Here is a 24161-nt window from a genome sequence, read left to right as displayed (position 1 = left end):
TGATTCAGACGCAGATCCGTATGGCCCGAACAGGATGTTCGGCACCACAGGTCATTGAGGACGCCCATGTACAGAATGAGTTCAGGCTATGCCAGCGTGCTGGTGAATACGCTTTCTGCTCAAGGACTGGATGTCGCCAGCTTGTGCCAAGAGGCCGGACTGGACATCCATCTGGCGAAACTGCCCGGTGCGTTTTGCGAGCGCCGGGCGATCTATCGATTGTGGGCCCTGGCCGCGCAGGCCAGCGCTGACCCGGACATCGGCTTGAAAGCCTATGGCAACTTCCATCCCGGCAGTTTCCAGATTGTCGGCTACACCATGATGTCCAGCCTGAACCTGAAAAGGGCGATAGAACGGCTGGTGCGTTTCAGCCCGTTGATCGGTACCGGCTTCAGCCTGTTTTTCACCGCTGAGCAGCAAAACTTTCGATTGGCGGCGCTTGATCATCAGCAGGCCGGCTCGGTCAAACCCCGGCAATACGTCGACGCCGCCCTGGCGTCCCTGATGGGGTTTTGCCGTTGGCTGGCAGGCGGCAACTCGCCGCAGCCGTTGCAGGTGCAGTTCAGTTATCCCGAACCCGCCGACACTTCGGAACATCGGCGTTTGTTTGGCTGCAACCTGCAGTTCAACGCACCCTACGACAGCATTCTGTTCGACGGCCAGGAAGTGCTGCGCCCGTTGAGCATGGCCAACGAGACACTGGCGGTGCTGCACGACAGTTTTGCCGAGGCGCAACTTGACCTGCTGTTTGGCTTCTCGATTGTCGGCCGGATTCGCGCGTTGATCAGCGAGCGGTTGAGCCAGGGGCAAGGGCAGTACGACATGGAGTCGATCGCCGCGGCGCTGAACATCAGCAAACGTACGCTGCAACGCTCGCTGGAAAAGGAAGGGACGCAATTCAAGGATGTGCAGAATGCGGTGCGCCGGCAATTGGCTGACTACTACCTGCGCCACTCTCATTTCAACATGAAGCATGTGGCGTATCTCCTTGGTTTCCATGACCACAGCAGCTTCAACAAGGCGTGCAGCCGGTGGTTCGGGATGACGCCGGGGCAGTATCGGGCGGATGAATCTTTTGACGTCGAGACAGCCGCATCGGCCTGATCTGGCCGATGCGGTTCGGTTTTATTTCTTTGGTGGTTTCTTCGAGGTTTTGCGGGGTTTGGTGGGTTGTGGCGTCGGGACTTCAACCTTGGCGACAGGCGCGGGTTGTTCAAGAACTGCATCAGCCTCGCTGGGCGGTTGAGTCAGGTCAAAACCCGGTAGCGGCACTTCAAGCAAGGTGTGCAACTCGCACCAGAATCCGTGCCCGGCCGCGTTCTCGTTCAACAGTTCCGGCAGCAGATTGGCAACGGCGGCCAATACCTGCTGGCGCTCCTCGGTTTCAGGCAGCAACAGCGGCAGGCTTTGCAGGCTTTCCTGCGGATAAGTGAGGACCAGCATTTTCTGCGTTTGCAGGGTGTCACGTAGATCCAGCGGTTCAACGCTGTGGTCCTGCAACAAGCGCTGCATTTGTTCGAGCAGTTTGTCGAGATTGGCTTTGCCTCGCGCGTCGCTGTCGCGGTCCAGCAGGAACAGGATGCGCACCAGCGCTTCCATCAGGCCGCCCAGGGGCAGGGCGGTTTGCAGGCGTTCGAGCAGTGCTTTGTCGTGGTTCTCGGCGTGGGCTTGCAGATCGCGCGTTGGCACGTTGCCGCTGAGCTGGTTGAGTGCGCCGTAGACGCCGTAGAAACACAGTTCCTGGGTGGCATCGCGTAGATCGCGGTAGGCGTTCAAAGTGTCCTGAACCTGGTTGGAGAACAACGCCTGCCAGGCCAGCAACGGATTGTCGGTGGCGGCGGGGCGACGCTCATTGCGCACCTGGGCGGCGCTGCCGGCCAGCCACCAGAGGGCCGGGTTCGAACTGCTCCAGAGCACTTGTTGCTGATGGAACGGATGGGCCTTGCGTAGCAGATCGGCGGTCGGTTCATTGATCAACGGACGCAGCCACGGCCGAATGAAGCCGTCGTACACGCTGTTGTTGATACTCGAGGCGCGTTCGACCAGGGCGAATTCGCGATCATCATCCCGGGGCGGCGGCACTTCGCCATGGATGTCGGCGATGCGTCGGGGTTCGAAACGCACGGCGTATTGCGTGTCGGGTAGATCGTCGATCAGCATTTCATAGAGCCCGGCGGGCAGGGCGTTGATGGTCTCGACCGCACCCAGCAGCTCGCGGTGTTCACGCCGGGCCACTTCGCCGGAGACGAAAATCCCCAGGTGGCCGATGCTCGCGTGACGCAGGTAGACAATGGTCCGCCCGGCGTTCTGCAAGGCCAGGTCACTGGGGTAGACATCGGCGATCCAGTCCAGCGCCTGTTGCGGCGAGGTGATGTTGTCGCCATAGGAACAAAACACCACCACGGGCACTTCGATGCGCTTGAGGTCGAGCCCGCTGCTCTTGCGCCCCAGGCCGCCGGACAGCTGATTGCCGATGAACAGGTCGTCGACAATCATCTCGATTTCTTCGCCGTTCAGCAGCGTCGGGCTGCCCCACCAGCGTTCGAAGTCGAGGAAGCGCGCGGCTTCGGTGTCGACTTCGCTAAACAGGTGGTAGTACTTGCCCCAATAGGTGTTGGCCGGGTCGAGGTTTTCGAAATTGCTCACCAGCCAGGTGCCGTCGAACCGCTCGTTGCCCAGATCGCTACCCAAACGCGCCATCCAGCCACCGCCGAGCAAACCGCCGGTGTAGCGCATCGGGTTGCGGCCATTGACCCCGGCCCAGTACGACAGCGGTGCGCCGTTGACGATGATCAGCCCCGGCAGTTCGGGGCGTGTGGCGGCCAGTCCCATCAATGCCCAGCCTGCCTGGCAGTTGCCGATCACCACCGGTTTGGCGCTGGCGGGATGCCGGGCGCTGACTGTTTCGATGAACCGCGCTTGCGCCGCGACGATGTCCGCCAGGGTTTGCCCGGGAGCGGGTGAGTGACTGAACGAGATGAAGTAGGTGGGATGACCGGCGCGCAGGCTTTCGCCAATGAGTGAATCCTGCTTGAAGCCGCCGATGCCGGAGCCATGGCCGCCGCGCGGGTCGATGATGATCACCGGTGGCTGGCTGTCGATGGCTGGTTCGGCGCTGAGGATGCGCAACAGTGAGTAGTTGACCGGGCGCGGCAGGTCGGCGCCGTTGACCAGGGTTTCATGCTCGAACTTGAGCAGCAGCGGAAAGCCTGCCCGCTCGTGGGCCAAGGTGTTGTCGCCGCGCTGGCGCAAGGTGTCCCAGAACAACAGGCTGCGTTGGCTGAGGTCGGTGAAGTATTCCTGCCAGTGCGCCGCCGTCGGTTGTTTGAGCTGGCCCTGGCTGAGCGGCGCGAAGGTTTTTGCCTGGCGCTGCTGCACCGCGTCGAGCACGTTGCGGGTATTGAGCTGTTGTAGGTGATTCAGGTGCTCGAACAGCCCGGTCGCCGGGGAAAGCCCCTCATCTTGCAGCGCAATATTTTCTTCCTGGCCCATGGTGAACTCCTGACACGGTGCGGGGGGAATCGTCAGCCAGTCTAGCAATGGCTAGGCCGGTCATCGGATTTTCACGAGTCTATAGTGAATAACCACCGCAGGAGTACCGTTTATTTTGCAGTGCACAAAATATCCGTTGCCAAACCTTTTTGTGCACTGCAATATCAAGGCTAACGCGACGACTGCCCGGATCGCTGTCGCGTCCTCAGGCCTGAATGGGCCTTCCAGTACCAGGAGATTTCAGCATGTCTTTTTTCAACTCGGAAAAACTGCAAGCCACCCAGAAAGCCAACCTCGACCTGTTGCAGCAGATCAGCGGTAAAGTCTTCGCCAGCGTTGAACAACTGAGCCAGTTGCAGTTCAAGGCACTGCGCGACTCCACCGAGGAGCACTTCGAAGGCGTGCGCAAGCTGCTGGCGGTGCGTGATCCACAAGGTTTCGCTGATTTGCAGGCGTCGTTCACCCAACCGAGCGCGCAAACCGAACGCCTGGCTGAATTCAATCGTCAGGTTCAGGCGCTGATCGTCGGCACCCAGTCGGAGATCGCCAAACTGACCGAAGGTCAAGTCCAGGCGGGCACTCAGCAGGTGAATGAGTTCGTCGAGTCGATCAGCAAGAATGCACCGGCTGGCTCCGAGCCAGTGGTCGCGGCCTTCAAATCGGGTCTGGCGAATGCCGGTACCGTGTTCGAAAGCGCACAGAAGGCGGTAAAGCAGGCGTCTGATGTAGCCCAGAGTGGCTTCGACGCTGCGACCGCTGCCGCCGGCAAAGCTGCTCCAGAAGCGGGTGCCAAGACTACCAACGGCAACAAATAAGTCAGATCAGGCCAGCATCACCGATGGCGATGGGATTATTCCCCATCGCCATTTTTTTTCGTCCCGTTATCGGTGCCTGGCTTGGCGCCGAACAGGCCGAACATGTTCTGGGTATTGAGGTAGAGCGCCTTGGACTGATCGACGTATTGGCGCATCAAGTCCTGCATCACCGGCGCCTGCTGGTGCATGAAGGTGCTCCAGGCCTCGGACGACTGGGCGCCGGTCTGGGACTGGATGTCGATCACGGTCTGGATGCTTTTATCCAGGTAGCTGCCGAGCACGCCCTGGTACGGGCCGTAGAACTGGATGATGCCCATCAGCATCTCGCTGCTGAAGATCGGCTCACCACCGCTTTCGGCTTCGAGGATGACTTGCAACAGAATACTGCGGGTCAAGTCCTCGCCAGTTTTGGCATCGACCACCTGGAGCGGGACTTTATCGACCACCAGTTGCCGAATATCGGCCAGGGTCAAGTGGCTGCTGGTATGGGTGTCGTACAGGCGGCGATTGGGGTATTTCTTGATCAGGCGGGGGGTGTTGGGGTTGTTAACGGTCATGCGGGGCGTCTCGCGGCGAGCCTGATTTGCAGGCATCTTAACCTACTATCGCCGATGTCGCCGACCCGCCGAGCCCTGTAGGAGCGAGGCTTGCTCGCGAAGACGTTGTGTCAGTCACTGTCGATGTTGGATGTGCCGACGCTTTCGCGGGCAAGCCTTGCTCCTACAAGATCACAAACAGACCGCAACGCCGCCTGACGACCACGCCCCCTGTAGGAGCGAGGCTTGCCCGCGAAGACGTTGCGTCAGTCACTATCAATGTTGGATGTGCCGACGCTTTCGCGGGCAAGCCTTGCTCCTACAGGTGATGTGGTGGTTCAGCTTCGGTGATCGTTCCCACGCAGGAGCGTGGGAACGATCATGTGGTGCTTACCAGATCGGCAAGCTATAGCTGACGATCAACCGGTTCTCATCCAGATCACTGCCGAAATTCGTCGAGCGCACGGTCGCATTGCGCCATTTCACCCCAACGTTCTTCAGTGGGCCACTCTGCACGACATAACCGATATCGGTATCGCGCTCCCATTCCTTTCCCTCCGGGCGATTGCCGCCCAGATCGATATTGTCGCCCGTGAGATAACGGGTCATGAAGGTCAGCCCCGGCACGCCAATGGCTGCGAAGTTGTAGTCGTAACGGGCCTGCCAGGACTTTTCATCCTTGCTGGCGAAGTCGCCGATCTGCACGAAGTTGACCAGGAACGCGTCAGTGCCATTGATGTAGGCAAACCCGGTGTCGCCGCTCATGCTCTGATAACCCAGGCCCAGCGCATGCCCGCCGAGGCTGTAGGTGAACATCGCCCCCAGCGCCTTGTTGTCGACGTTGCTGCCGCCATCGTCGGTGGAGCGGGCAAAGCGCAAATCACTCTTGAACGACTGGCCCGCCGTCACCGGCAACACGTAAGTCAGGTTGACCATGTGCTGGCTGTAGAGGTTGTCGAGATGGCCATAGCTGTAGCCCGTGGCGAGGTTGCCGGTCCATTTGTAGTTGAGGCTGGCAAAGTCGAAGCTGTCGCTGGTGGTGTGCGGCGTGATGATGCCTTTGGCGCCGGTCCGGGTGATGCCCATGTCTTCATAGTCGGAGGAATCGCGCTGGTTGACTTGTTTCAGGCGTCCGCCGTCCACGGTCAGGCCTTCGACTTCCAGCGAGGTCAACTGACCGCCCTCGAACGTCTGTGGCAACAGCCGCGAATCATTGGCCAACACCGTCGGCAACTTCGGCAGCAAAGTGCCGAGTTTCAGCACCGTTTTCGAGGCGCGCACCTTCGCTGTCACGCCCAAGTCGCCGTACTCGTCCTGAGCACCCTTGCTGGTGGTGCGATGGCGTTGCAGCAACCCGGAACCGGCGCGATCCGGGCTGGAATCGAGTTTGACCCCGAGCAGGCCAATAGCATCGACACCGAAGCCGACCAACCCATCCGTGAAGCCCGACTCATAGCGCAGCAGAAAACCCTGGGCCCATTCCTCTTGTTTCGATTGCGCAGCGTTGTCCTGGCGAAAGTCGCGGTTGAAGTAGAAGTTGCGCAGTTCCAGGCTGGCTTTGCTGTCCTTGATAAAGTCAGCGGCAGCGGGGGCCGAGAGGCTGATGACGCCACCGGCCAGTAACAGTCGGGTAGCGAGCGTGCGGGTGTGACGGTCCATGGTGAAGCCCCTTTATTTTTATTGTTGGAATAGTCGGCCATGCTCCCTCGCCAGACGGGCGAGGGCTTGTTCAGTAAAAAACGCGAACGCCCAAAATGAGGAGCGGGGGCGCCGCGTGCGGTTCAATCGTCAGAACTGTTCGGCGCTCAGGCCATACAACGAGCCACTGCCGGCGCGAATGGATTGCTCCAGGCTCAAAATGCGCGGGAGCAAACGCTCGATGTAGAAATCGGCGGTGGCGATTTTCGCGCCGTAGAACGCCGGATCGTCACTGCGCTTTTTCTTCGCGACCTGGGCCATTCGCGCCCACAGCCAGGCGTAGGCGACATACCCGAACAAGTGCAGGTATTCCACCGACGCGGCGCCGATTTCATTGCGGTTGGTCGCGGCCTGGTCTTGCAGCCAGTCGCTGAGATTTTCCAAGCGCTGCACGGCATCGAACAGTTGAATGGAGTAGGGCGCGTCGGGCTGATGGGCGAAGTGGCGGATCTCGCCGGTGAACTGGCGCAGCGCCACGCCGCTGTCGGCCAGCACTTTGCGTCCGAGCAAGTCCAGCGCCTGGATGCCGTTGGTGCCTTCGTAGATCTGCGCGATACGCACGTCACGCACCAGTTGCTCCTGGCCCCATTCGCGGATGTAACCGTGACCGCCGAACACTTGCTGGCCGTGGATGCAGCTGTCGAGGCCGGTGTCGGTGAAAAATGCCTTGGCCACCGGGGTCAGCAGCGCCACCAGGGTTTGCGCGTTGTCGCGCTCCCGGGCGTCGTCGGAGAACTTCGCCAAATCCAGTTGCTGGCCGACATAACTGGCAAACGCGCGGCCACCTTCGGTCATGGCTTTCATGCTCAGCAGCATGCGGCGCACATCGGGGTGGACGATGATCGGGTCGGCGATCTGGCTCGGCGCCAGGGTACCGACCGGCGATCGGCTCTGGACCCGTTCGCGGGCATATTTCACCGCGCTCTGATAGGACGCCTCTGCGCAACCGATGCCCTGAATACCAATGGACAGGCGCTCGTAATTCATCATGGTGAACATCGCCGCCAAGCCTTTGTTGGCTTCACCCACCAACCAACCGCTGGCACCGTCGAAGTTCATCACGCAGGTGGCCGAGGCCTTGATGCCCATCTTGTGTTCGATCGAACCGCAACTCACGGCGTTGGCATGGCCGAGGGAACCGTCGGCATTGACCAGCACTTTGGGCACCACAAACAGCGAGATCCCTTTAGGCCCGGCCGGCGCGTCCGGCAGTTTGGCCAGCACCAGATGGATGATGTTTTCGGTCAGGTCCTGATCGCCGCCGGTGATGAAGATCTTGCTGCCGCTGAGCTGGTAACTGCCATCGGCCTGGGGTTCGGCGCGGGTGCGGATCAGCCCCAGGTCCGTGCCGGCGTGGGCTTCGGTCAGGCACATGGAACCGGCCCAGCGGCCTTCGTACATCGGCGGCAGGTAGAGGTTTTTCAGTTCTTCGCTGGCGTGGGCATCGATGGCCAGACAGGCACCGGAACTCAATGCCGAATACAGCGCAAAGCTGGAATTGGCGCCGTAGAGCATTTCTTCGAACTGCACCGCGAGCATCTTCGGCATGCCCATGCCGCCGAACTCGGCGTTGCCGGACAAACCGACCCAGCCGCCTTCGATGTAAGTGGTGTAAGCCTGTTTGAAACCGATCGGCGTCGTGACCTGGCCATAGACCCAATGCGCGCCTTCTTCGTCGCCGCTGCGATTCAAGGGTGCAATCAGGTGCGAGGTAACTTTCGCCGCCTCTTCAAGAATCGCGTCGGCGGTGTCGGCATCGACATTGTCCGCCAGGGCCGGCAGGCGCGCCCACAGGGCCGGGGCGTTGAACACTTCATGCAGCACGAAGCGCATGTCGCGCAGGGGAGCGTTGAATTCGGGCATAGCGTGAACCTCGTTGGGACGGTGGGCACGGCGCCGCGACGGCGGGCCGTGCTTTTTCAATCAATGACTGGAAGCGCTGGCGGCACCGAGACCGGTCTGGGCGCGCACGAACTGGTCGGCGTAGGCATCACGTTCCTTGTCGGCGCGCACGCTGCGGTCGAGTTTCGACACGACCACAATCACCAGGAACGCCAGGGGCATCGAGAACAGCGCCGGGTGGTCGTAGGGGAAGATCGCGTGGGCATGGCCGAGCACGGTGACCCACACGGCCGGCGACAGAATCACCAGCACCAGCGCACAGATCAGCCCGGCGAAACCGCCGAGGATCGCGCCTTTGGTGGTCAGGCCTTTCCAGTACATGGCCATGATCAGCACCGGGAAGTTGGTCGACGCGGCGATGCCGAACGTCAGGCCCACCAGGAACGCGACGTTCATCTTCTCGAACAGAATGCCCAGCAAAATCGCGACGATGCCCAGGCCGACGGTAGCCATGCGCGTCACGCGCATTTCCTGTTTCTCGCTGGCCTTGCCTTTCTTGAACACCGTGGCGTACAGGTCGTGGGAAATCGCCGAGGCACCGGCCAGGGCCAGTCCGGAGACCACCGCCAGAATGGTGGCGAACGCGACCGCCGCGAGGAAACCGAAGAACAGGTTCCCACCCACCGCTTTGGCCAGGTGCATGGCAACCATGTTGCCGCCGCCGATCAAGGCACCGCCGACTTCACCGTTGACGTAGTACTGCGGATCGGTGCCGATGATCACCATCGCCGCGAAGCCCAAGGTGCAGACCACGAGGAAGAAGAAACCGATGAAACCGGTGGCGTAGAACACCGATTTACGCGCTTCCTTGGCGTTCGGCACGGTGAAGAAGCGCATCAGGATGTGCGGCAACCCGGCAATCCCGAATACCAGCCCGAGGGACATGGACGCGGTGTTGATCGGGTCGGCGAGCATTGCGCCTGGCCCCATGATGTTCCAGCCGCTGGCGTGGGCCTGGACCGCTTTGGCGGCGAGGGTTTCGTAGCTGAAACCGAATTGCGACATGGCCATGACCGCCAGGGTCGTACCACCGGCGAGCAGCAACACAGCCTTGATGATCTGCACCCAGGTGGTGGCGATCATGCCGCCGAAGATCACGTACACCAGCATCAGCGCACCGACGATCACCACCGCCACCGGGTAGTCGAGGCCGAACAACAATTTGATCAACTGCCCGGCACCGACCATCTGCACGATCAAATAGCAGCACACCACCGTCAGCGACCCGAACGCGGCGAAGATCCGCACTTTGTTCTGGTCCAGTCGATAGGACACGATGTCGGCGAAGGTGTAGCGCCCCAGATTGCGCAAGCGCTCGGCCATCAGGAAGGTGATGATCGGCCAGCCGACGAAGAAGCCGATGGTGTAGATGAAACCGTCGTAACCCTTGGCAAACACCAGGCTCGACAGCCCGAGCAACGTGGCGGCGGACATGTAGTCACCGGCAATCGCCAAACCATTCTGGAACCCGGTGATGCCGCCACCCGCGGTGTAGAAATCCGAGGTGGATTTGGTTTGCCGCGCAGCCCACCAGGTGATGCACAGGGTGCCGAGCACGAACACAAAGAACATGCTGATCGCGTTCAGATTGAGCGGTTGTTTCTCCACTGCACCGGTCAGCGGCGCGGCGAGTACGACGCCGGACGACAGCAGGGCTGCACCCGCGAGGCAAAGCTTTCTGAGCCGCTTCATCACTTGCTCTCCTCAAGAATCGCCGCGCCGAGCGCATCGAACCGGGTGTTGGCGCGGTAGACGTACCACCCCGTCAGCAACCAGGAAAAAATGATGATCGCCGCGCCCACCGGCATGCCCAGGGTCAACATCCGGTGCTCGCCGAGCGGTGCATGCAGCCATTGCGGGGCAAACGCCACCACTAGCATGAACAGGTAATAGGTGCCCAGCACTGTGGCACTCAACGTCCAGGCCAGGCGCGAGCGGCTGCTGACCAGTTGGAGGAATTTCGGATTCGCGCGAATCCGTTCGCAACGCTGGGTGTCGGTTGAATGGATGTCGATCATCGGTAGCTCCACATTGTTTTTGTTGTCGGTGTGTGGGGGCAGGGCCGCGTTGCGCCGAATCCGGCGCGCACGAGCCCGAAACGGCAGGTTCGCGACCTGCCGCTTGAAGGGTTCAGCGTGGGAGGGTTAGAGCGCCTGGGCCCTGTCGCGCAGTACGTACTTCTGGATCTTGCCGGTGGACGTCTTCGGCAACAGGGTGAAGATCACCGTGCGCGGCACTTTGAACCCGGCCAGGTGTTCGCGGCAGAAACTGATGATGTCCGCCTCGCGCACGTCCTGGTGATCCGCCTTCAAGGTGATAAAGGCGCAGGGGGTTTCGCCCCATTTTTCGTCGGGACGGGCAACGACAGCGGCTTCCATCACACCCGGATGGCGGTAAAGCACGCCTTCGAGTTCGATGGTGGAAATGTTCTCGCCGCCGGAAATGATGATGTCTTTGAGTCGGTCCTTGATCTCGACATAACCATCGGGATGACACACCGCCAGGTCGCCGGTGTGGAACCAGCCACCTTCAAACGCTTCGGCGGTGGCGGTCGGGTTTTTCAGATAGCCCTTCATCACGGTGTTGCCGCGCATGAAGATCTCGCCGATGGTCTTGCCGTCGCGCGGGGTCGGTTTCAGGGTGGTCGAGTCGCCGACCATCACCCCTTCGAGCGTCGGATAACGCACGCCTTGGCGGGACTTGATCTGCGCGCGCTCATCCAGCGGCAGTTCATCCCACTCGGCATGCCAGGCACACAGCGTCACCGGGCCATAGGTTTCGGTCAGGCCATAAACGTGAGTGACCTTGATGCCCATCTCTTCCACGGCGCCGATGACTTTGGCCGGCGGCGCGGCACCGGCGACCATGGCGTTGACCGGGTGATCGATGGCGGCTTTGGCCGAGTCCGGCATGTTGACCAGCGCATTGAGCACGATGGGCGCGCCGCACAGGTGAGTCACCTGGTGCTCGCGGATCAGGGTGAGGATTTTCTGTGGATCGACCCGGCGCAGAAACACATGCACCCCGGCCAGCGCCGTGATGGTCCACGGGTAGCACCAACCGTTGCAGTGGAACATCGGCAGGGTCCAGAGGTACACCGGGTGGTTGCCCATGGCCCAGGTCATTTGGTTGCCCAAGGCGTTGAGGTAGGCGCCGCGATGGTGATAGACCACGCCTTTCGGATTACCGGTGGTGCCGGAGGTGTAGTTCAGCGAAATGGCTTGCCACTCGTCATCCGGCCATTGCCAGGCGAACGCCGGATCGCCTTCGGCCAGCAGCGCTTCATAGTCCAGGTCGCTGACAGCCTGGCCTTCGCCGTATTCCGGGTCATTGACGTCGATCACCAGCGGCGGGTGATCGAGCATGCCGATGGCCGCGTGAATCACGCTGTGGAATTCGCGGTCGGTGATCAGCACCTTGGCTTCGCCGTGTTGCAGCATGAAGGCGATGGCTTCGGCGTCCAGGCGTACGTTGAGCGGGTTGAGCACCGCGCCGATCATCGGCACGCCGAAGTGCACTTCCAGCATTTCGGGGATGTTGGGCAACATGACCGCGACGGTGTCGTCCTTGCCGATGCCACGCCCGGCCAGCGCCGAAGCCAGGCGTCGGCAGCGGGTGTAGGTCTGCGCCCAGGTGCGGCGGATCGAGCCGTGAATAACGGCGGGGTAGTCGGGGTAAACGTGGGCGGTGCGCTCGAGGAAGCTGAGCGGCGACAAGGCGATATGATTGACAGCCGTAGGGCTAAGCCCTTGTTCGAAGATCGACATGACGGGTACTCGGTGGCTGATTGTTAGCTCTATGGCTGACCTGTTCAGCGTAGCCGCTGAGGTCAACTTTTATGTCCGGTCTGCTTTATATAACAATCCACCGTCGATATGGAAGTACAACCTAGGTTGTATAGTACAAATACTATATATAATTCCTCGGGCGCTAAATGAATGCGGCGATTCCTTCCTGGCCGGTATATTCTGGCCGTTCCCTACGCAGTGGACCGGTGATGACGCCTGACGCCCTCTTATTGAGCCATGACCCTCAGCCGAGCGTGCTGCTCGATAGCCAGGGTCAGCCGCTGGAGTTGAATGCAGCGCTGCTGGCATTGCTCGCACAGCATCCGCACAGCTACGTGCTCGGGTTTCTGCCGAAAAATCATCGCGACCTGGTGCGCGCCTGCCTGGCGCAGCAGCGGGCGATCGAAGGGGTCGAGGCGCAGTTTCAGACGCAGATTCTGATCTGGACCTTTATCCCCGATCCGCCCAACAACCGCGTGTTCGCCCGCTGCCTCGTGGCCACCGCCCAAGTGCTGGCCGAGCGTGAAGCGGCCACGGCGCGGCGGCTGTACCGGCTGATCATCGAGAACACCACCGACCTGATTTCCCGGCACACCCCGGACGGGCGCTTTCTGGATGCATCGCCAGCGTCCTGGACCTTGCTCGGCTATTGGCCCGAAGCGCTGCGCGGGCAAATGGCCCAAGGCCTGTTCCACGGCCAGGACCTGGCGAATCTGGTGCAAACCGCGCGCGATGCCCTGGAGCAGAACGGTTATCACACCATGACGTATCGCATCCGCCATCGTGACGGGCATTACCTGTGGTTCGAAACCGCCAGCCGGGCGATTCGCGAGACCTACACCGGGGCGGTGGTCGAAGTGGTGTGCGTGTCCCGGGACATCACCGCGCGGGTACAGGGCGAAGAAAACCGCCGACGCCTGGAAGATGAACTGGCCCACACCGCGCGCCTGGTGACGCTGGGGGAACTGGCCTCGGGCATCGCCCACGAAATCAACCAGCCCCTGGCGGCGGTGGTCAATTACGCCAACGCCAGCCAGCGGTATATGCAGGCGTTGGCGACCAATCCCCAGGCGGCGGAACGGGTGGCCCAGGGCCTGGAACGCATCACGTTGCACGCCACCCATGCCTCGGAAGTCATCCGGCGTTTGCGCGGCTTCCTGCGCAAGGGCCAGCGGCGCATGCAGGCGCTGAACATGGTGGATGTCGCCCGTGAGGCGGTGCGCTTGTGTGCCTGGGAAGCGACCCATTGCCAAGTGACAATCGAGGATCGACTGCCGGATAATCTGCCGCCCGTTTACGCCGACCGGGTGCTGCTGGAACAAGTACTGCTCAACCTGTTGCGCAACGCCATCGATGCCAACCGCGAACAACATCCGGGCCGCCCGTCGCTGATCGTGATGGCTGCGGGGCAGGGCAGTGCGGCCACGGTGGAGATCAGCGTGCATGACCAGGGGCCGGGCGTCAGCGAACCGGAACTGGAGCAAATATTCACCCCGTTCTTCACCAGCAAACCGGATGGCCTGGGCCTGGGATTGTCCATGAGCCGCAGCATCATCGAAGGTTTCGGCGGCGAGTTACGGGCGCGGCGGCAACCGATCGGGCTGCTGGTTTACTGCCGTTTGCCACTGGCCGGCCCCATAAAACAACAACAGGAATGACGCAATGGCAGGTGTGACGGAGCACGTGGTGTACGTGGTCGATGATGATCAAGGCATGCTCGATTCGACGGTTTGGCTGCTGGAGTCGGTGGGCCTCAAGGCCTTGCCGTTTACCAGCGGCGTCGAATTTCTGGAGGCTTGCGACGCACGGCTCAACGCCTGCGTGTTGCTCGATGTGCGCATGCCGGGCATGGGCGGTTTGAACGTTCAGGAAGAAATGCGCCTGCGCGAATTGAACCTGCCGATCATCTTCGTCAGCGGCCACGCCGACGTGCCGATCGTGGTCCGTGCCTTCAAGGCCGGCGCCCATGACTTCATCGAAAAACCCTACAACGAACAGCTGCTGCTCGACAGCGTGCAACAGGCCCTCAGCAACTGCGCGGCCAATCGCTCGGGCAATGTGGGCCACGAAGAATTGCAGGCACGCATGCTGACCCTGACCCCACGGGAGCGCGACGTATTGCTGCCGCTGGTGCAGGGTTACACCACCAAGGAAATCGCCGAGCAATTGGGCGTCAGCGCGAAAACCGTCGACTTGTATCGCTCACGGGTGATGAAACGGATGCAGGCCAATACCTTGCCGGACCTGGTGGGAATGGCGATTGCGGCGCAATTGGTCGATCCGTTGAAGCTGCGTTGAATCCATTGCAAGACAGACCGGGCGTCCCTGAGTGGGTAGTCACGGTTACAGGGCGCGCGCATGATGGGCGAGGCCATTTCACCGAATAGTCGAGCACGTTCTCTGTCGATGGCAGGGACCGGAGGAGGCGTGTTGAAACCCTTTCTACCCAGGCCCAGCGCCTCAACGCTGAACATGTTGCGCCAAGGCTGCCTGCAACGTCGTGATGCGGTGCCTCAAGCGCTAACGGAACAAGCGGTCATCCCTGGTATCCCCAATGCGCGTTACTGGCTGGACCAGGACCTGACGTCGTTTATCCGGGATGCGAGTGAGGCCAACCATCGAGAGTACGAGGCGTTCGCCAGTACCGAGGCACCGGATGACAGGCTGCCGCTGGCCGATATGCTGGCCGTCTCGGGTGGTGGCGACGCCGGCACCTTCGCCGCTGGCATCATTGCCGGGTGGACCCTGCATGGTTCCCGACCGGTGTTCAAGGTCGTCACTGGCATCAGCGCCGGCGCCCTGGTGGCCCCGTTTGCTTACCTGGGGCCCGAGTATGACGGGATCATTCTGGGGATCTGCAAGGGCATCGGTCCCAAAGACGTGTTCCATTCGCGCAGCATGCTGACCCGCCTGGCGAGCGACGGTATGGCCGACAGCAAGCCACTGTCGCGCTTGATTGCCAAGTACGTCAGCGCCGAAGTGCTGGCGGCCATCGCCGGGCAATACGCCAAGGGACGACTGCTGATGATCGGCACCACCGACCTGGATTCAGGGCGGGCCGTCACCTGGAACATGGGCGCGATTGCCGCCAGCGGTGCACCAGGAGCGCTCGAACTGTTTCGCAACATCATGGTGGCGTCGATGAGCATTCCCGGCGCGGTCTCACCGGTGATGATCGATGTAGAAGTCGACGGCAAACAGTTTCAGGAAATGCACGTGGACGGCGGCGTCCTCACCCAGGTGTTCCTTTACCCACCGGGCACCGTGATGGCGCTGAACCAGGTGACCGGCGCGCGTTTGCGCCGGGAGCGGCATTTCTACGTGATTCGCAACGGCAAACTGGAACCGCAGTGGTCCGGCACCAAGCGTCGTACCTTGAGTATCGGCGGCCGAGCCATCAGCACCTTGATCCAGACCCAGGGCATCAGCGACCTCGATCGAATCTACCGGATTGCCCAACAGGACGGCGCGGACTTCAATCTGGCGTACATCGGCGCCGATTTTGATGGCGCTCGTAGTCGCAAATTCGATGGCGCGTACATGAAGCGGTTATTCGATTACGCCTTTGAACTCAGCGCGAAAGGCTATCCGTGGCATAAATCGCCGAGTACGTGAGCGCGTGGCGTCGCCTGCGTTTGGCGTTGTAGCAGAGCTGCTATAACGCCAGACGCCGCCTCGCTGGGGCTCGACAGCTGCTACAAGCCGAGCGCCAACTGCTACGGATCGCGTTACGGTTTACCGGTACACAACTCCCCCGTGGCGCGGATCAATGCCAGTTCATGCAACTGATCGGTGGCCAGGTGGGCGCGTGCCTTTGCGATCCAGTCCGCGCACTGTGGATCCTTTCGATACGGCGTGAAGTCGGCGTATTGCTGCAATAGGCGGTTTTGCAGCTCATCCAGGCGTGGCCGGATTTGTTTGGCGAGGTCTGGGCGCGGGGTGTCCGGTGCCTTGCCGGTGGCTTGCCATTTGGCGAGCAGGCCGTATTGCACCAGTTTGTTGGCCTCCATCTGCGCTGCCAGTAACTGGCCGACGTCTTCGGGGTCCATTTTGCGGTCTGTAGCCAATTGCCTGGCGTTGGCGATGACTTGAGCTTCCCGTGGACTGTCCTGTATCGGCTTGCCGCTGTCCCATTTGGTCAGGGCGACCAGGTCAGCGATGTTCAGGCGTTCGTTCAACGTCACCAACAGCGGTTGCAAGGTTTCGGGTGGCGCGCTGGCCTGGGCGTCGAGGACGATAAGGCTGAGGCCGGCGCAGCATAGGATGCGGAGTTTCGGTTTAACGCTCATTCATGAGTATCCAGGCAGGGATCGGTCAGATGTCGATCACTACTTTACCGATTGCCTGTCCCGCAGCAACGATGGCGTGAGCGTCATTGACGTTTTCCAGGGTAAAGCGTAGGTCGTCCAGCAGCACCCGCAGTTGCCCGGCTTCAGCCATCCGCGTGGCCTCAGCGAGGATCTCGCCGTGGTGCTTGCGGCCTTTTCCGGTGATCAGCGGCAGCAACGTGAAAACGCCGGAATAGGTCGCGCCCCGGAACGACAGCGGCGCAAGTTTGTGTTCGCCCCAGCCCAGGCAACTCACCACGTGGCCGGTGTAGACCTTCAAGACATCGAACGAGGCGTCCAGTGTCGCGCCGCCGACCGTGTCATACACGATGTCAAACCCTTCGCCGTTGGTGTGTTGCTCAAGATAATCGGCCGGCGCCTGACTGCGGTAATCAATCGCCGTGGCGCCGAAGCCCTCGATGATTGCCAGGCCCTTGCCACTGCCGGTGGCGAACACGTCGGCCCCGCGAGCCCTGGCGATCTGAACGGCCATATGCCCGACACCCCCGGCGCCACCTTGCACCAACACCTGTTGCCCGGCCCGGACCTTGGCCCGATCCACCAAGCCTTCCCAGGCGGTGATGAAAATCAAGGGGAGGGCGGCAGCTTCGCGCATGCTCAGGTTTCGCGGTTTACGCGCCAGCAAATCGGCATCGACGGCAATGAATTGCGCCAGCGAACCCTGGTGACCGCCAATCCCACCGGCCATGCCGTAGACCTGATCGCCGATATTGAACGCCGTAACGTCGACACCGACCGCTTCGACAACCCCGGCCAGGTCCATGCCCAACACCGCGGGCAACGGTTGCCGCGCATGACCGCCCTGGCCGCTGCTGATCTTCGTGTCCAATGGGTTCACGCCACTGGCGATGATCTTGATCAGCACCTGGCCAGTCTTGATTTCAGGCCGTGGCAGGTTCTGCAGTTGCAGGGCGGCACCGGCATTCAAGGCGACGGCGGCGTGCATGGTGGTCTGGCTCATGGGAACTCCTGTTGAACTGTTTTGGGGCGATGGGCACAGTCTCACGCAGTCGAGCGATTCCGATAAGAGCGTAAATACCTATAGTATTCATTCCAAATCATCGCCAAGTAGGCAGTCATGGATACATTGGAAGCGATGGCAGTTTTCCTGCGGGTGGTGGAGCGGGGCAGTTTCTCGGCCGTGGCCCGGGAGCTCGGGCTCAGCCAGCCGACCATCAGCAAGCAGATCGGCGCCCTGGAAAACAGGCTGGGCGGTCGGCTGTTCGCCCGCAGCACGCGCAACCTCAGTCTGACGGACGAAGGTCAGCGTTATTACGAGCATTGTCGGCAGATTCTGGCGGCGGTGGACAATGCCGAACACAGCTTCCAGACCGGCCAGGAGCGGGTGGCCGGGCCATTGCGCATCGCTTCTTCGGGCAGTTTCGGACGGATCCAGATCGCGCCTCGGCTGCACGGTTTTCTCCAGCAACACCCCGACGTGTCGATCGATTTGCAATTGAGCGACGAGAACGTTGATTTGATCAGCGAGGGGATTGATGTCGCCGTGCGCATTGGCGAGTTGAAGGACAGCAGCCTGATCGCCCGGCCCATTGGTCTGACGCGACGCCGGGTGTTCGCCGCCCCCAGCTATCTTGAACAGCACGGCGTGCCGGCGGCACCGGATGATTTGAGCGACCACAATTGCCTGGTCTTCAATCAACTGGAGCACTTCGACAGTTGGCGCTTCGAGCACGACGGCCAATGGCGCAGCGTCCAGATCAAAGGCAATGTGCGCAGCAACAACAGCGAAGCGATTCGGCAGATGGTGCTGAGTGGCTTGGGCGTATCCCTGTCGCCCTCGTGGTTGTTTCGTGAGGACTTGCAGGCCGGGCGCGTGGTGGCGTTGCTGGACGGCTACACACCGCCGTCATTGCCGATCCATGCGCTGTTTGCTCCGGATCGCCGCCAATCGGCGCGGGTGCGGGCGTTTACCGACTATTTGCGTGATGCGTTTGCGGTGGATGACGACGTTTGCCTGGGTTGAATCAACCCTCAGGTTCGGCCGTACAACTCATTTGCCCTGAGCCTGGCTTCTGGAAAAGGACGGTGTTGCCGTCTTGCCAGAAGCTGTAAATCCCCTGGCGATCCTTGCCGGAGTACCGGGCGCCGGCATCACTCGGCACCTGGCTCAGGGTGGCCGAGGTGTTCGCCCATTTCAGGTACACCACCGCCGGCTGGGTGCTGAAAAAGGTCGCGGCAATCGGCGTATCAAGTCCGGGACATCGAATCGTTTGCGGGCCTTCGGTCAGTCGGTCCGGGTCCTTGGTCCGCACTATCACCGAGCCTTGGCGCAACTGATGGGCGCGCTCGGCGTAGCGGCGGATCGCGCATACCTTGGGCTCTGGATCGGTGGCGCACTGATTGCGTTCCAAAGCCCAGAATTTCTGGTCGACGATGATTTTGTCCGGCGCCGGTACTGAACGTTCATCGGTGAGCGCCAGGCGATAGAGACGCGTCAGTTCCATGTCCATCTGCAACAGTTGTGGATCACGGCAGATCAGCTTTTCGAGGGAGGCTTTGGCTTGGGCACAGTCGAAGGTGGTCTTGAGCGGGGGTGGCGGGTCGGCCGCCTGGGCACAGGTGCTGGTCGCCACCCAAAGACTGGCAGCAAACAGACGGGTGAAAAGGGTCGTGAGCGTTTTCATGCTGGCTTCACCCAGATCGTTACGTGATGCCCGGATTGCCGTGGGACCTGTCGATCCATGAACCGTCATTCGTTCGCAGTGGGTGTACGCAGTGTACGTCAGCGCTTGGAACTTGCCACTCCGCCCGGCGGCAGCCAGCGAGCCGGGGCGAACAGGGCCACACGCTCACGCACTTCTTGCAGATACAAAAACGCCCCGACAGGTCGTCAGGGCGTTTTTATGTTCCGGCGAACCGCCTACCTCATTTCAGCACCAGCAAGGTATAAACCCCGGCCTCGCTTTCGATCCCGTGGGTGTCATGGGTGAACCCGGGGAAGGATTTGTCGAAGGCTTCCAGCGCCTTGAGATACGCCAGCAGCGGCCCGTCCGCAGGCCCGGCGTTTTCGCCTGGCATCAGCAATGGAATGCCTGGCGGATACGGCACGATGCCGGTAGCGACGATGCGTCCGGCGGCTTCTTCCAGGGTGACCCGTTCGATGTCGTTGCGCACCAGTTTCTCGTAGGCTTGCACCGGGCTGAATTCGGCTTTGGGCAGCATGCCGAAAGCCTGGGCCATGTTGGCGGTGGTCTTGTGTTTCTTCATGGCGGCGAAGATGTCGTCGGCCAGGTCCTTGAGGCCCATGCCGGCGTATCGCGTCTGGTTGGCGGCCAGCAGGTCCGGCAGGCACAGCTCCAGCTCGACGTTGTTGTCATAGTCGCGCTTGAAGTCGAGGAGGGCGTTGACCAGGGTGCCCCACTTGCCTTTGGTGATGCCGATGGAGAACAGGAACAGGATGGTGAAATCGGTGGTTTTCTCGACCACGATGCCCTGGCGACCGAGGTACGCCGTGAGCACACAGGCCGGAATACCCGAGTCGAGCAAATTGCCGTCGTCGCCCATGCCGGGGCTGAGCACCGAGACCTTGATCGGGTCCAGCATGCAGTAGCCGTCCTCGATGTCACCGAAACCGTGCCACACCTCGTTCGGGTGCAGGACCCAGCAGTTCGGCTCGGTTTTCAGCAGCACCGGATCGACTTCATGGAATGGAACGGTCGTGCCGCCAACGTGTACCGACGGCGGCTGCCAGCAGGTGAAGAACCAGTCGTCCTTGCTCAGCATCTCGTTGTGCATGCGCGAGATGACCTGGCGGAACGACACGGCTTCTTCGATGGACTCGGTGGTGAGGATCTGCCCACTCGGGGCTTCCATCATCGCCGAGCTGACATCACAGGAGGCCATGATCGCGTAGTTGGGCGAGGTGGAGGCGTGCATCATGAACGACTCGTTGAAACGCCCGTGGTCGATGGGATTGCGACCGTTGCGCACGTGAATCATCGAGGCCTGGGAGAGGGCGGCCAGCAGTTTGTGGGTCGATTGGGTGGCGAACACGGTGGGCTTGGACGCGTCGTGATCGTCCGGGCTGCCGTGCATCGCGAAGCGCTCGCGATACAACGGATTGAACCGCGCGTAACCGTACCAGGCCTCGTCGAAATGCAGGCGATCCACGCTCTGGCCCAACAGCTCTTCAACCCGGGTGACGTTGTAGGTCAGGCCGTCGTAGGTCGAGTTGGTGATGATCGCGTGGACCGGCGTCGGGTCGATGCCGTCCCTGACCAACGGGTTGTTGGCGATGGCCGCTTTCACGCCTTCGGCACTCAGGGTTTGCGGCAGGATCGGGCCGATGATGCCGAAGCGGTTGCGGGTCGGCACCAGGTAGGTCGGGATCGCCCCGGACAGGGTCATCGCGTGTTCGGCGGACTTGTGGCAGTTGCGATCGCACAGGGCAATCTGATTACGTGTGACGCTGGCCATGAGGATGACGCGGTTGGACGTCGATGAACCGTTGGTCACGTAATAGGTGCGGTGGGCGCCGAAGACTTTGGCGGCGTAGCGTTCGCCCTGGCCGATCGGGCCGCTGTGATCGAGCAGCGAACCGAGTTCACCGACTGAAATCGACAGGTCGGAACGCAGGAGGTTTTCCCCGAAGAACTCATAAAACGCCCGGCCCGCCGTGCTTTTCAGAAACGCGGTGCCGCCGGCATGGCCGGGGGTGTGCCAGGAATATTCATAAGTACGGGCGAACTTCACCAGCGCGCCGAACATCGGCGGCAGCGCGGCCTGGCGATAGCGTTCGATGGCGGCGAGGATGCGCCCGCTGAGGAAACGACTGGTGTCCTCGGGCAGCCAGATAAAGTCGTCGGCGTGCTGCATCACCACCAGCGGAATGTTCGACGCGGTGCTGCGGTCACTGATCAGGAACACCGGCACGCGGGTATTGCGTTCGCGCAGGCTGACCAGCAATTTGATGCATTCTTCGTGGTTTTCGCTCTTGTCCATTTCCCAGCTGAGCAACACGCATTGCACGGCAGGATCGGTGCACAGGATCGACGTCGCATCGCTGAGGGTTTCCGAGGCGATGACGTGGACGGCGCGTTCTTCCACATCGTGGATCAATTGATCCAGGGCGCGACCGAAGACGGTGCGTTTGTCCGGCGGGTTGCTCACCAGCAGCGTGAGCATCCCGAGGGTTTGTCGATATTGCGTCATGACTGAGGCTCCAAAGTGGCGGATTGCAAGCGGTTGACCGGCACCGGCTCGCCCGTGATGTGCTGTGCGCTGACGGTTTGGGTCGGCACGCTGTTATTGAGGGCTTCGAGGCGGATCAGGCGGTTATTGACGAAGCCGAACAGCGTGTAACCAAAGATCGTCGCTACGCCGCCGAGCATCAGTGCCTGCTCGCCCGAACTGTAGAGCGCCAGGTAGCTGTAGGCCGCCGCGACCCAGGCGATGATGTTGGTCACCAGCGCCTTGCCAGCGGGCACGTTGGACACTTTCTGCATGGTCGCCAGCGCGGCCATGGACAGGATGTACGGCACCAGGTTGGTCACCACCGCCAGGTTGACGAGGGTGTCGAACTGTTTGCTCAGGTCCGGGCTGATGGTGAGCAGGCCCAACGCGGTCTGCCCGGCGAGCAGGATCAGCATACCGACAATCGGCGTGCCGGCCTTGTTGGCCTTGGCGAATATCGGCAGGAAATAGCCGGTGTCCGCCGAGCTCTTGAACACCTGTGCAATGGTGAATTGCCAACCGAGCAGCGAGCCGATGCAGGCCATAATCATCGCGGCCATCACGATATCGCCGATCAGCGGCGTGAACATTTTGGCGAACACCAGCCCGAACGGGGCGGTGGAGGAGGCCAGCTCGGGGTTGGAGACGATGCCGGCAATGACGTTGGTGGAAACGATGTAGATCACCGCCGCCCCCAGGGTGCCGCCTAGGACCGCAATCGGCACGTTCTTCTCGGGGTTCTCCACGGCATCGGTGTTGGCGCACGCCGATTCCAGCCCCAGGAACGCCCACAAGGTGATCGCCACGGAAGCGCCCGCAGCTTCCATCCAGCCCTTGTTGTGCGGGTTCCAGCCAGCGGCGTACGTGCTGCTGTCGAACCAGAACCAGCCGATGGTCGACACCAGCACCACTGGCGCAATAACCCCCCAAACCGTCACCGCACCGATGCGCCCGGTAATCCGCGCGCCACCGAAGTTGGCGAAGGTGGTGATCCACAGCAAGGCAATGGTCGCCAGACCCACTTGCAGCGAGTCCAGCTTCACGTCGAACAGCACCTGGATGTAGCCAACCGCCGTAATGCTGATCGCCACATTGGCAATCAGCAGCGACGCGCCGTAGGTGTAGTTGGTCAGGTAGTTCCCGGCCTTGCCGAACGTATATTCGGCATAGCCACCCATGCCGCCGGTCTTGCGACTGAGCATCCCGCACCGGGCAAAGGCATACGCCAGAGCCAGTGAGCCAGTTGCAGTGATCAGCCAGGAAAGAATGGAAATGGCGCCGACTTCGGCGAGTTTGGTGGGTAACAACACAATGCCCGAGCCCAACATGTTGACGGCCGTCAACATCGTCAGTTGCCCCACACTCATTTTCTTCGCGACTGACATTCCGTTGCCTCATTAGATTGCGTTGTGGAATTTAGATATAGCAAAGGATGCAGAGGGTGCAACGCGACGGAGGTTCAATAGCGGATATGAATAAGGCTGAAAACCTGGATTTTGAAGCCCGTTAGCCGGGAACCGGGTTAGAGTGCTCGTCGACATCTGCTCATCCGGTCCTTCTTCGTGTCGTCGCGCCAAGCGGTTCCAGGGAACGAACCGGGCTAAAAAACCGTATATCAACCGTTATGTGAAGAATGAATCGTCCGCTGTTTGTTTCTCTGGATGGCCCCAAGGGCGCCGGTAAAACCACACTGTTGGAGGCCGTTACGAAAGTACTGAGGGCCGACAACAAAAAGGTGATCCGGCTTTGCGAGAGTAAAAGCGATCCCTACAGGGGTGAAACTATGGCCCTCGTGAACAAACTCGTCAGAAATCCTACCCGGGATTTGGAGTTGAGGGTTTGTGAACGCTTTGCTGACAGTCGTGCCTGGATTTCGCAGCACGTGCTGACTAAACAGCCGCCCGACAGCCTCATCCTGATCGACCGCTGGTACCCGTCTGATGCAGCGTTTCGCCGAATGATCCCGTTTGCAGAGATTCTGCAGTTGAACATTGATCGAAACGTGCAAGTGCCAGACCTGCATGTCGGGGTTGTTACCGACCCTGAATTGTCATGGGCGAGAGCTGCGGCACGACGGCGTGGGTTGAGCAGTACGGTGATGTACAAGCTGGAGGATCATGTCGCTTGTACCCAGGCGTTCGAACGAGCGATCGCCGATCACGGCTGGGTGTTATGCCGTAATGAAGGAACGATCGAAGACGCAACGATGCAGGTGGTTTGCGAGATCTACAAAGTCCTTCGATTCACCGTATAGCGCTTAATTGTTCAAATGTAAGGCACGGTTACCGAGAGGGTCCGTTCAGACACATCATTTAACATAATATACATTACACGTAACAAGATGTTTCAGGATTGGCCTGGTTGTGCCCAGAGATTGGTGTAGCTCTC

At 60.9% G+C, this 24161-nt stretch carries 19 protein-coding genes; 7 read left to right on the top strand and 12 right to left on the bottom strand.

All coding sequences use genetic code 11. From position 1 onward, the window contains the following. Window positions 1–66: 66 nt before the first annotated feature. Window positions 67–1104, top strand: a complete 1038-nt coding sequence (locus ACY4LX_RS18680) for an AraC family transcriptional regulator (protein WP_149660398.1) — start codon at window positions 67–69, stop codon at window positions 1102–1104. 21 nt (window positions 1105–1125) lie between these two features. Here ACY4LX_RS18680 and ACY4LX_RS18675 read toward each other — a convergent pair whose 3' ends face one another. Then, window positions 1126–3492 (bottom strand): DUF3141 domain-containing protein, encoded by a 2367-nt coding sequence (locus ACY4LX_RS18675; protein ID WP_463257390.1) that lies wholly within the window; start codon window positions 3490–3492, stop codon window positions 1126–1128. A gap of 245 nt (window positions 3493–3737) precedes the next feature. On the opposite strand from ACY4LX_RS18675, the gene ACY4LX_RS18670 reads away from it, so the two are divergent. Then, entirely contained in the window at window positions 3738–4307 is a 570-nt protein-coding gene (locus tag ACY4LX_RS18670) for a phasin family protein (protein ID WP_149660400.1), read from the top strand. A 35-nt stretch (window positions 4308–4342) separates the two neighbouring features. Here the strand turns inward: ACY4LX_RS18670 and phaR are convergent, their stop codons facing one another. The 6 genes from phaR to ACY4LX_RS18640 form a co-directional block, all read right to left on the bottom strand. Beyond that, the gene (gene phaR, locus ACY4LX_RS18665; RefSeq protein ID WP_463257389.1) at window positions 4343–4864 is read right to left on the bottom strand and encodes a polyhydroxyalkanoate synthesis repressor PhaR; all 522 of its coding nucleotides are present in this window, start codon (window positions 4862–4864) and stop codon (window positions 4343–4345) included. Between the two features lie 369 nt (window positions 4865–5233). Then, on the bottom strand, window positions 5234–6502 hold the full coding sequence (locus ACY4LX_RS18660) for an OprD family porin (RefSeq protein WP_149660402.1): 1269 nt from the start codon (window positions 6500–6502) through the stop codon (window positions 5234–5236). A gap of 129 nt (window positions 6503–6631) precedes the next feature. Further along, a complete protein-coding gene (locus ACY4LX_RS18655; protein WP_463257388.1) occupies window positions 6632–8404 on the bottom strand; it encodes an acyl-CoA dehydrogenase C-terminal domain-containing protein in 1773 nt (590 codons plus the stop codon). A 60-nt stretch (window positions 8405–8464) separates the two neighbouring features. Then, window positions 8465–10135, bottom strand: a complete 1671-nt coding sequence (locus ACY4LX_RS18650; RefSeq protein ID WP_149660404.1) for a cation acetate symporter — start codon at window positions 10133–10135, stop codon at window positions 8465–8467. After that, the gene (locus ACY4LX_RS18645) at window positions 10135–10461 is read right to left on the bottom strand and encodes a DUF485 domain-containing protein (RefSeq protein WP_149660405.1); all 327 of its coding nucleotides are present in this window, start codon (window positions 10459–10461) and stop codon (window positions 10135–10137) included. The genes ACY4LX_RS18650 and ACY4LX_RS18645 overlap by 1 nt, the downstream gene beginning before the upstream one ends. A gap of 126 nt (window positions 10462–10587) precedes the next feature. Beyond that, complete coding sequence (locus ACY4LX_RS18640) at window positions 10588–12210, bottom strand: acyl-CoA synthetase (protein WP_149660406.1); 1623 nt, start codon at window positions 12208–12210, stop codon at window positions 10588–10590. Between the two features lie 230 nt (window positions 12211–12440). Here ACY4LX_RS18640 and ACY4LX_RS18635 point away from each other — a divergent pair, with 230 nt between their 5' ends. The 3 genes from ACY4LX_RS18635 to ACY4LX_RS18625 all read left to right on the top strand — a co-directional run bounded on the left by ACY4LX_RS18635 (window position 12441) and on the right by ACY4LX_RS18625 (window position 15846). After that, window positions 12441–13889, top strand: a complete 1449-nt coding sequence (locus ACY4LX_RS18635) for a sensor histidine kinase (RefSeq protein ID WP_463257387.1) — start codon at window positions 12441–12443, stop codon at window positions 13887–13889. A 4-nt stretch (window positions 13890–13893) separates the two neighbouring features. After that, the gene (locus ACY4LX_RS18630) at window positions 13894–14529 is read left to right on the top strand and encodes a response regulator transcription factor (protein WP_149660408.1); all 636 of its coding nucleotides are present in this window, start codon (window positions 13894–13896) and stop codon (window positions 14527–14529) included. A gap of 174 nt (window positions 14530–14703) precedes the next feature. Beyond that, window positions 14704–15846, top strand: a complete 1143-nt coding sequence (locus tag ACY4LX_RS18625) for a patatin-like phospholipase family protein (RefSeq protein WP_463260620.1) — start codon at window positions 14704–14706, stop codon at window positions 15844–15846. A 113-nt stretch (window positions 15847–15959) separates the two neighbouring features. Here ACY4LX_RS18625 and ACY4LX_RS18620 read toward each other — a convergent pair whose 3' ends face one another. Both ACY4LX_RS18620 and ACY4LX_RS18615 read right to left on the bottom strand, forming a co-directional pair. Then, window positions 15960–16520, bottom strand: a complete 561-nt coding sequence (locus ACY4LX_RS18620) for a chorismate mutase (protein ID WP_463257386.1) — start codon at window positions 16518–16520, stop codon at window positions 15960–15962. Window positions 16521–16545: 25 nt separating this feature from the next. Continuing rightward, window positions 16546–17541 carry a zinc-dependent alcohol dehydrogenase family protein gene (locus ACY4LX_RS18615; protein WP_463257385.1) on the bottom strand — a complete coding sequence of 332 codons (996 nt, stop codon included), beginning with the start codon at window positions 17539–17541 and terminating at the stop codon, window positions 16546–16548. 117 nt (window positions 17542–17658) lie between these two features. Here ACY4LX_RS18615 and ACY4LX_RS18610 point away from each other — a divergent pair, with 117 nt between their 5' ends. Next, a complete protein-coding gene (locus ACY4LX_RS18610) occupies window positions 17659–18564 on the top strand; it encodes a LysR family transcriptional regulator (protein ID WP_463257384.1) in 906 nt (301 codons plus the stop codon). A 1-nt stretch (window position 18565) separates the two neighbouring features. Here the strand turns inward: ACY4LX_RS18610 and ACY4LX_RS18605 are convergent, their stop codons facing one another. The 3 genes from ACY4LX_RS18605 to potE all read right to left on the bottom strand — a co-directional run bounded on the left by ACY4LX_RS18605 (window position 18566) and on the right by potE (window position 23158). After that, on the bottom strand, window positions 18566–19225 hold the full coding sequence (locus ACY4LX_RS18605; RefSeq protein ID WP_463257383.1) for an MliC family protein: 660 nt from the start codon (window positions 19223–19225) through the stop codon (window positions 18566–18568). A 241-nt stretch (window positions 19226–19466) separates the two neighbouring features. Beyond that, window positions 19467–21752, bottom strand: a complete 2286-nt coding sequence (locus tag ACY4LX_RS18600; RefSeq protein ID WP_463257382.1) for an Orn/Lys/Arg family decarboxylase — start codon at window positions 21750–21752, stop codon at window positions 19467–19469. After that, window positions 21749–23158 carry a putrescine-ornithine antiporter gene (gene potE, locus ACY4LX_RS18595; protein WP_149660414.1) on the bottom strand — a complete coding sequence of 470 codons (1410 nt, stop codon included), beginning with the start codon at window positions 23156–23158 and terminating at the stop codon, window positions 21749–21751. Before potE ends, ACY4LX_RS18600 begins: the two co-directional genes overlap by 4 nt. 248 nt (window positions 23159–23406) lie before the next feature. Here potE and ACY4LX_RS18590 point away from each other — a divergent pair, with 248 nt between their 5' ends. Further along, entirely contained in the window at window positions 23407–24027 is a 621-nt protein-coding gene (locus tag ACY4LX_RS18590; protein WP_149660415.1) for a dTMP kinase, read from the top strand. Window positions 24028–24161: the final 134 nt, after the last annotated feature.

This window comes from Pseudomonas sp. Emmai (genome assembly GCF_055179735.1).
The sequence above is the reverse complement of the archived record's forward strand: the minus strand, read 5'-3'. Positions and strand labels throughout refer to the sequence as shown.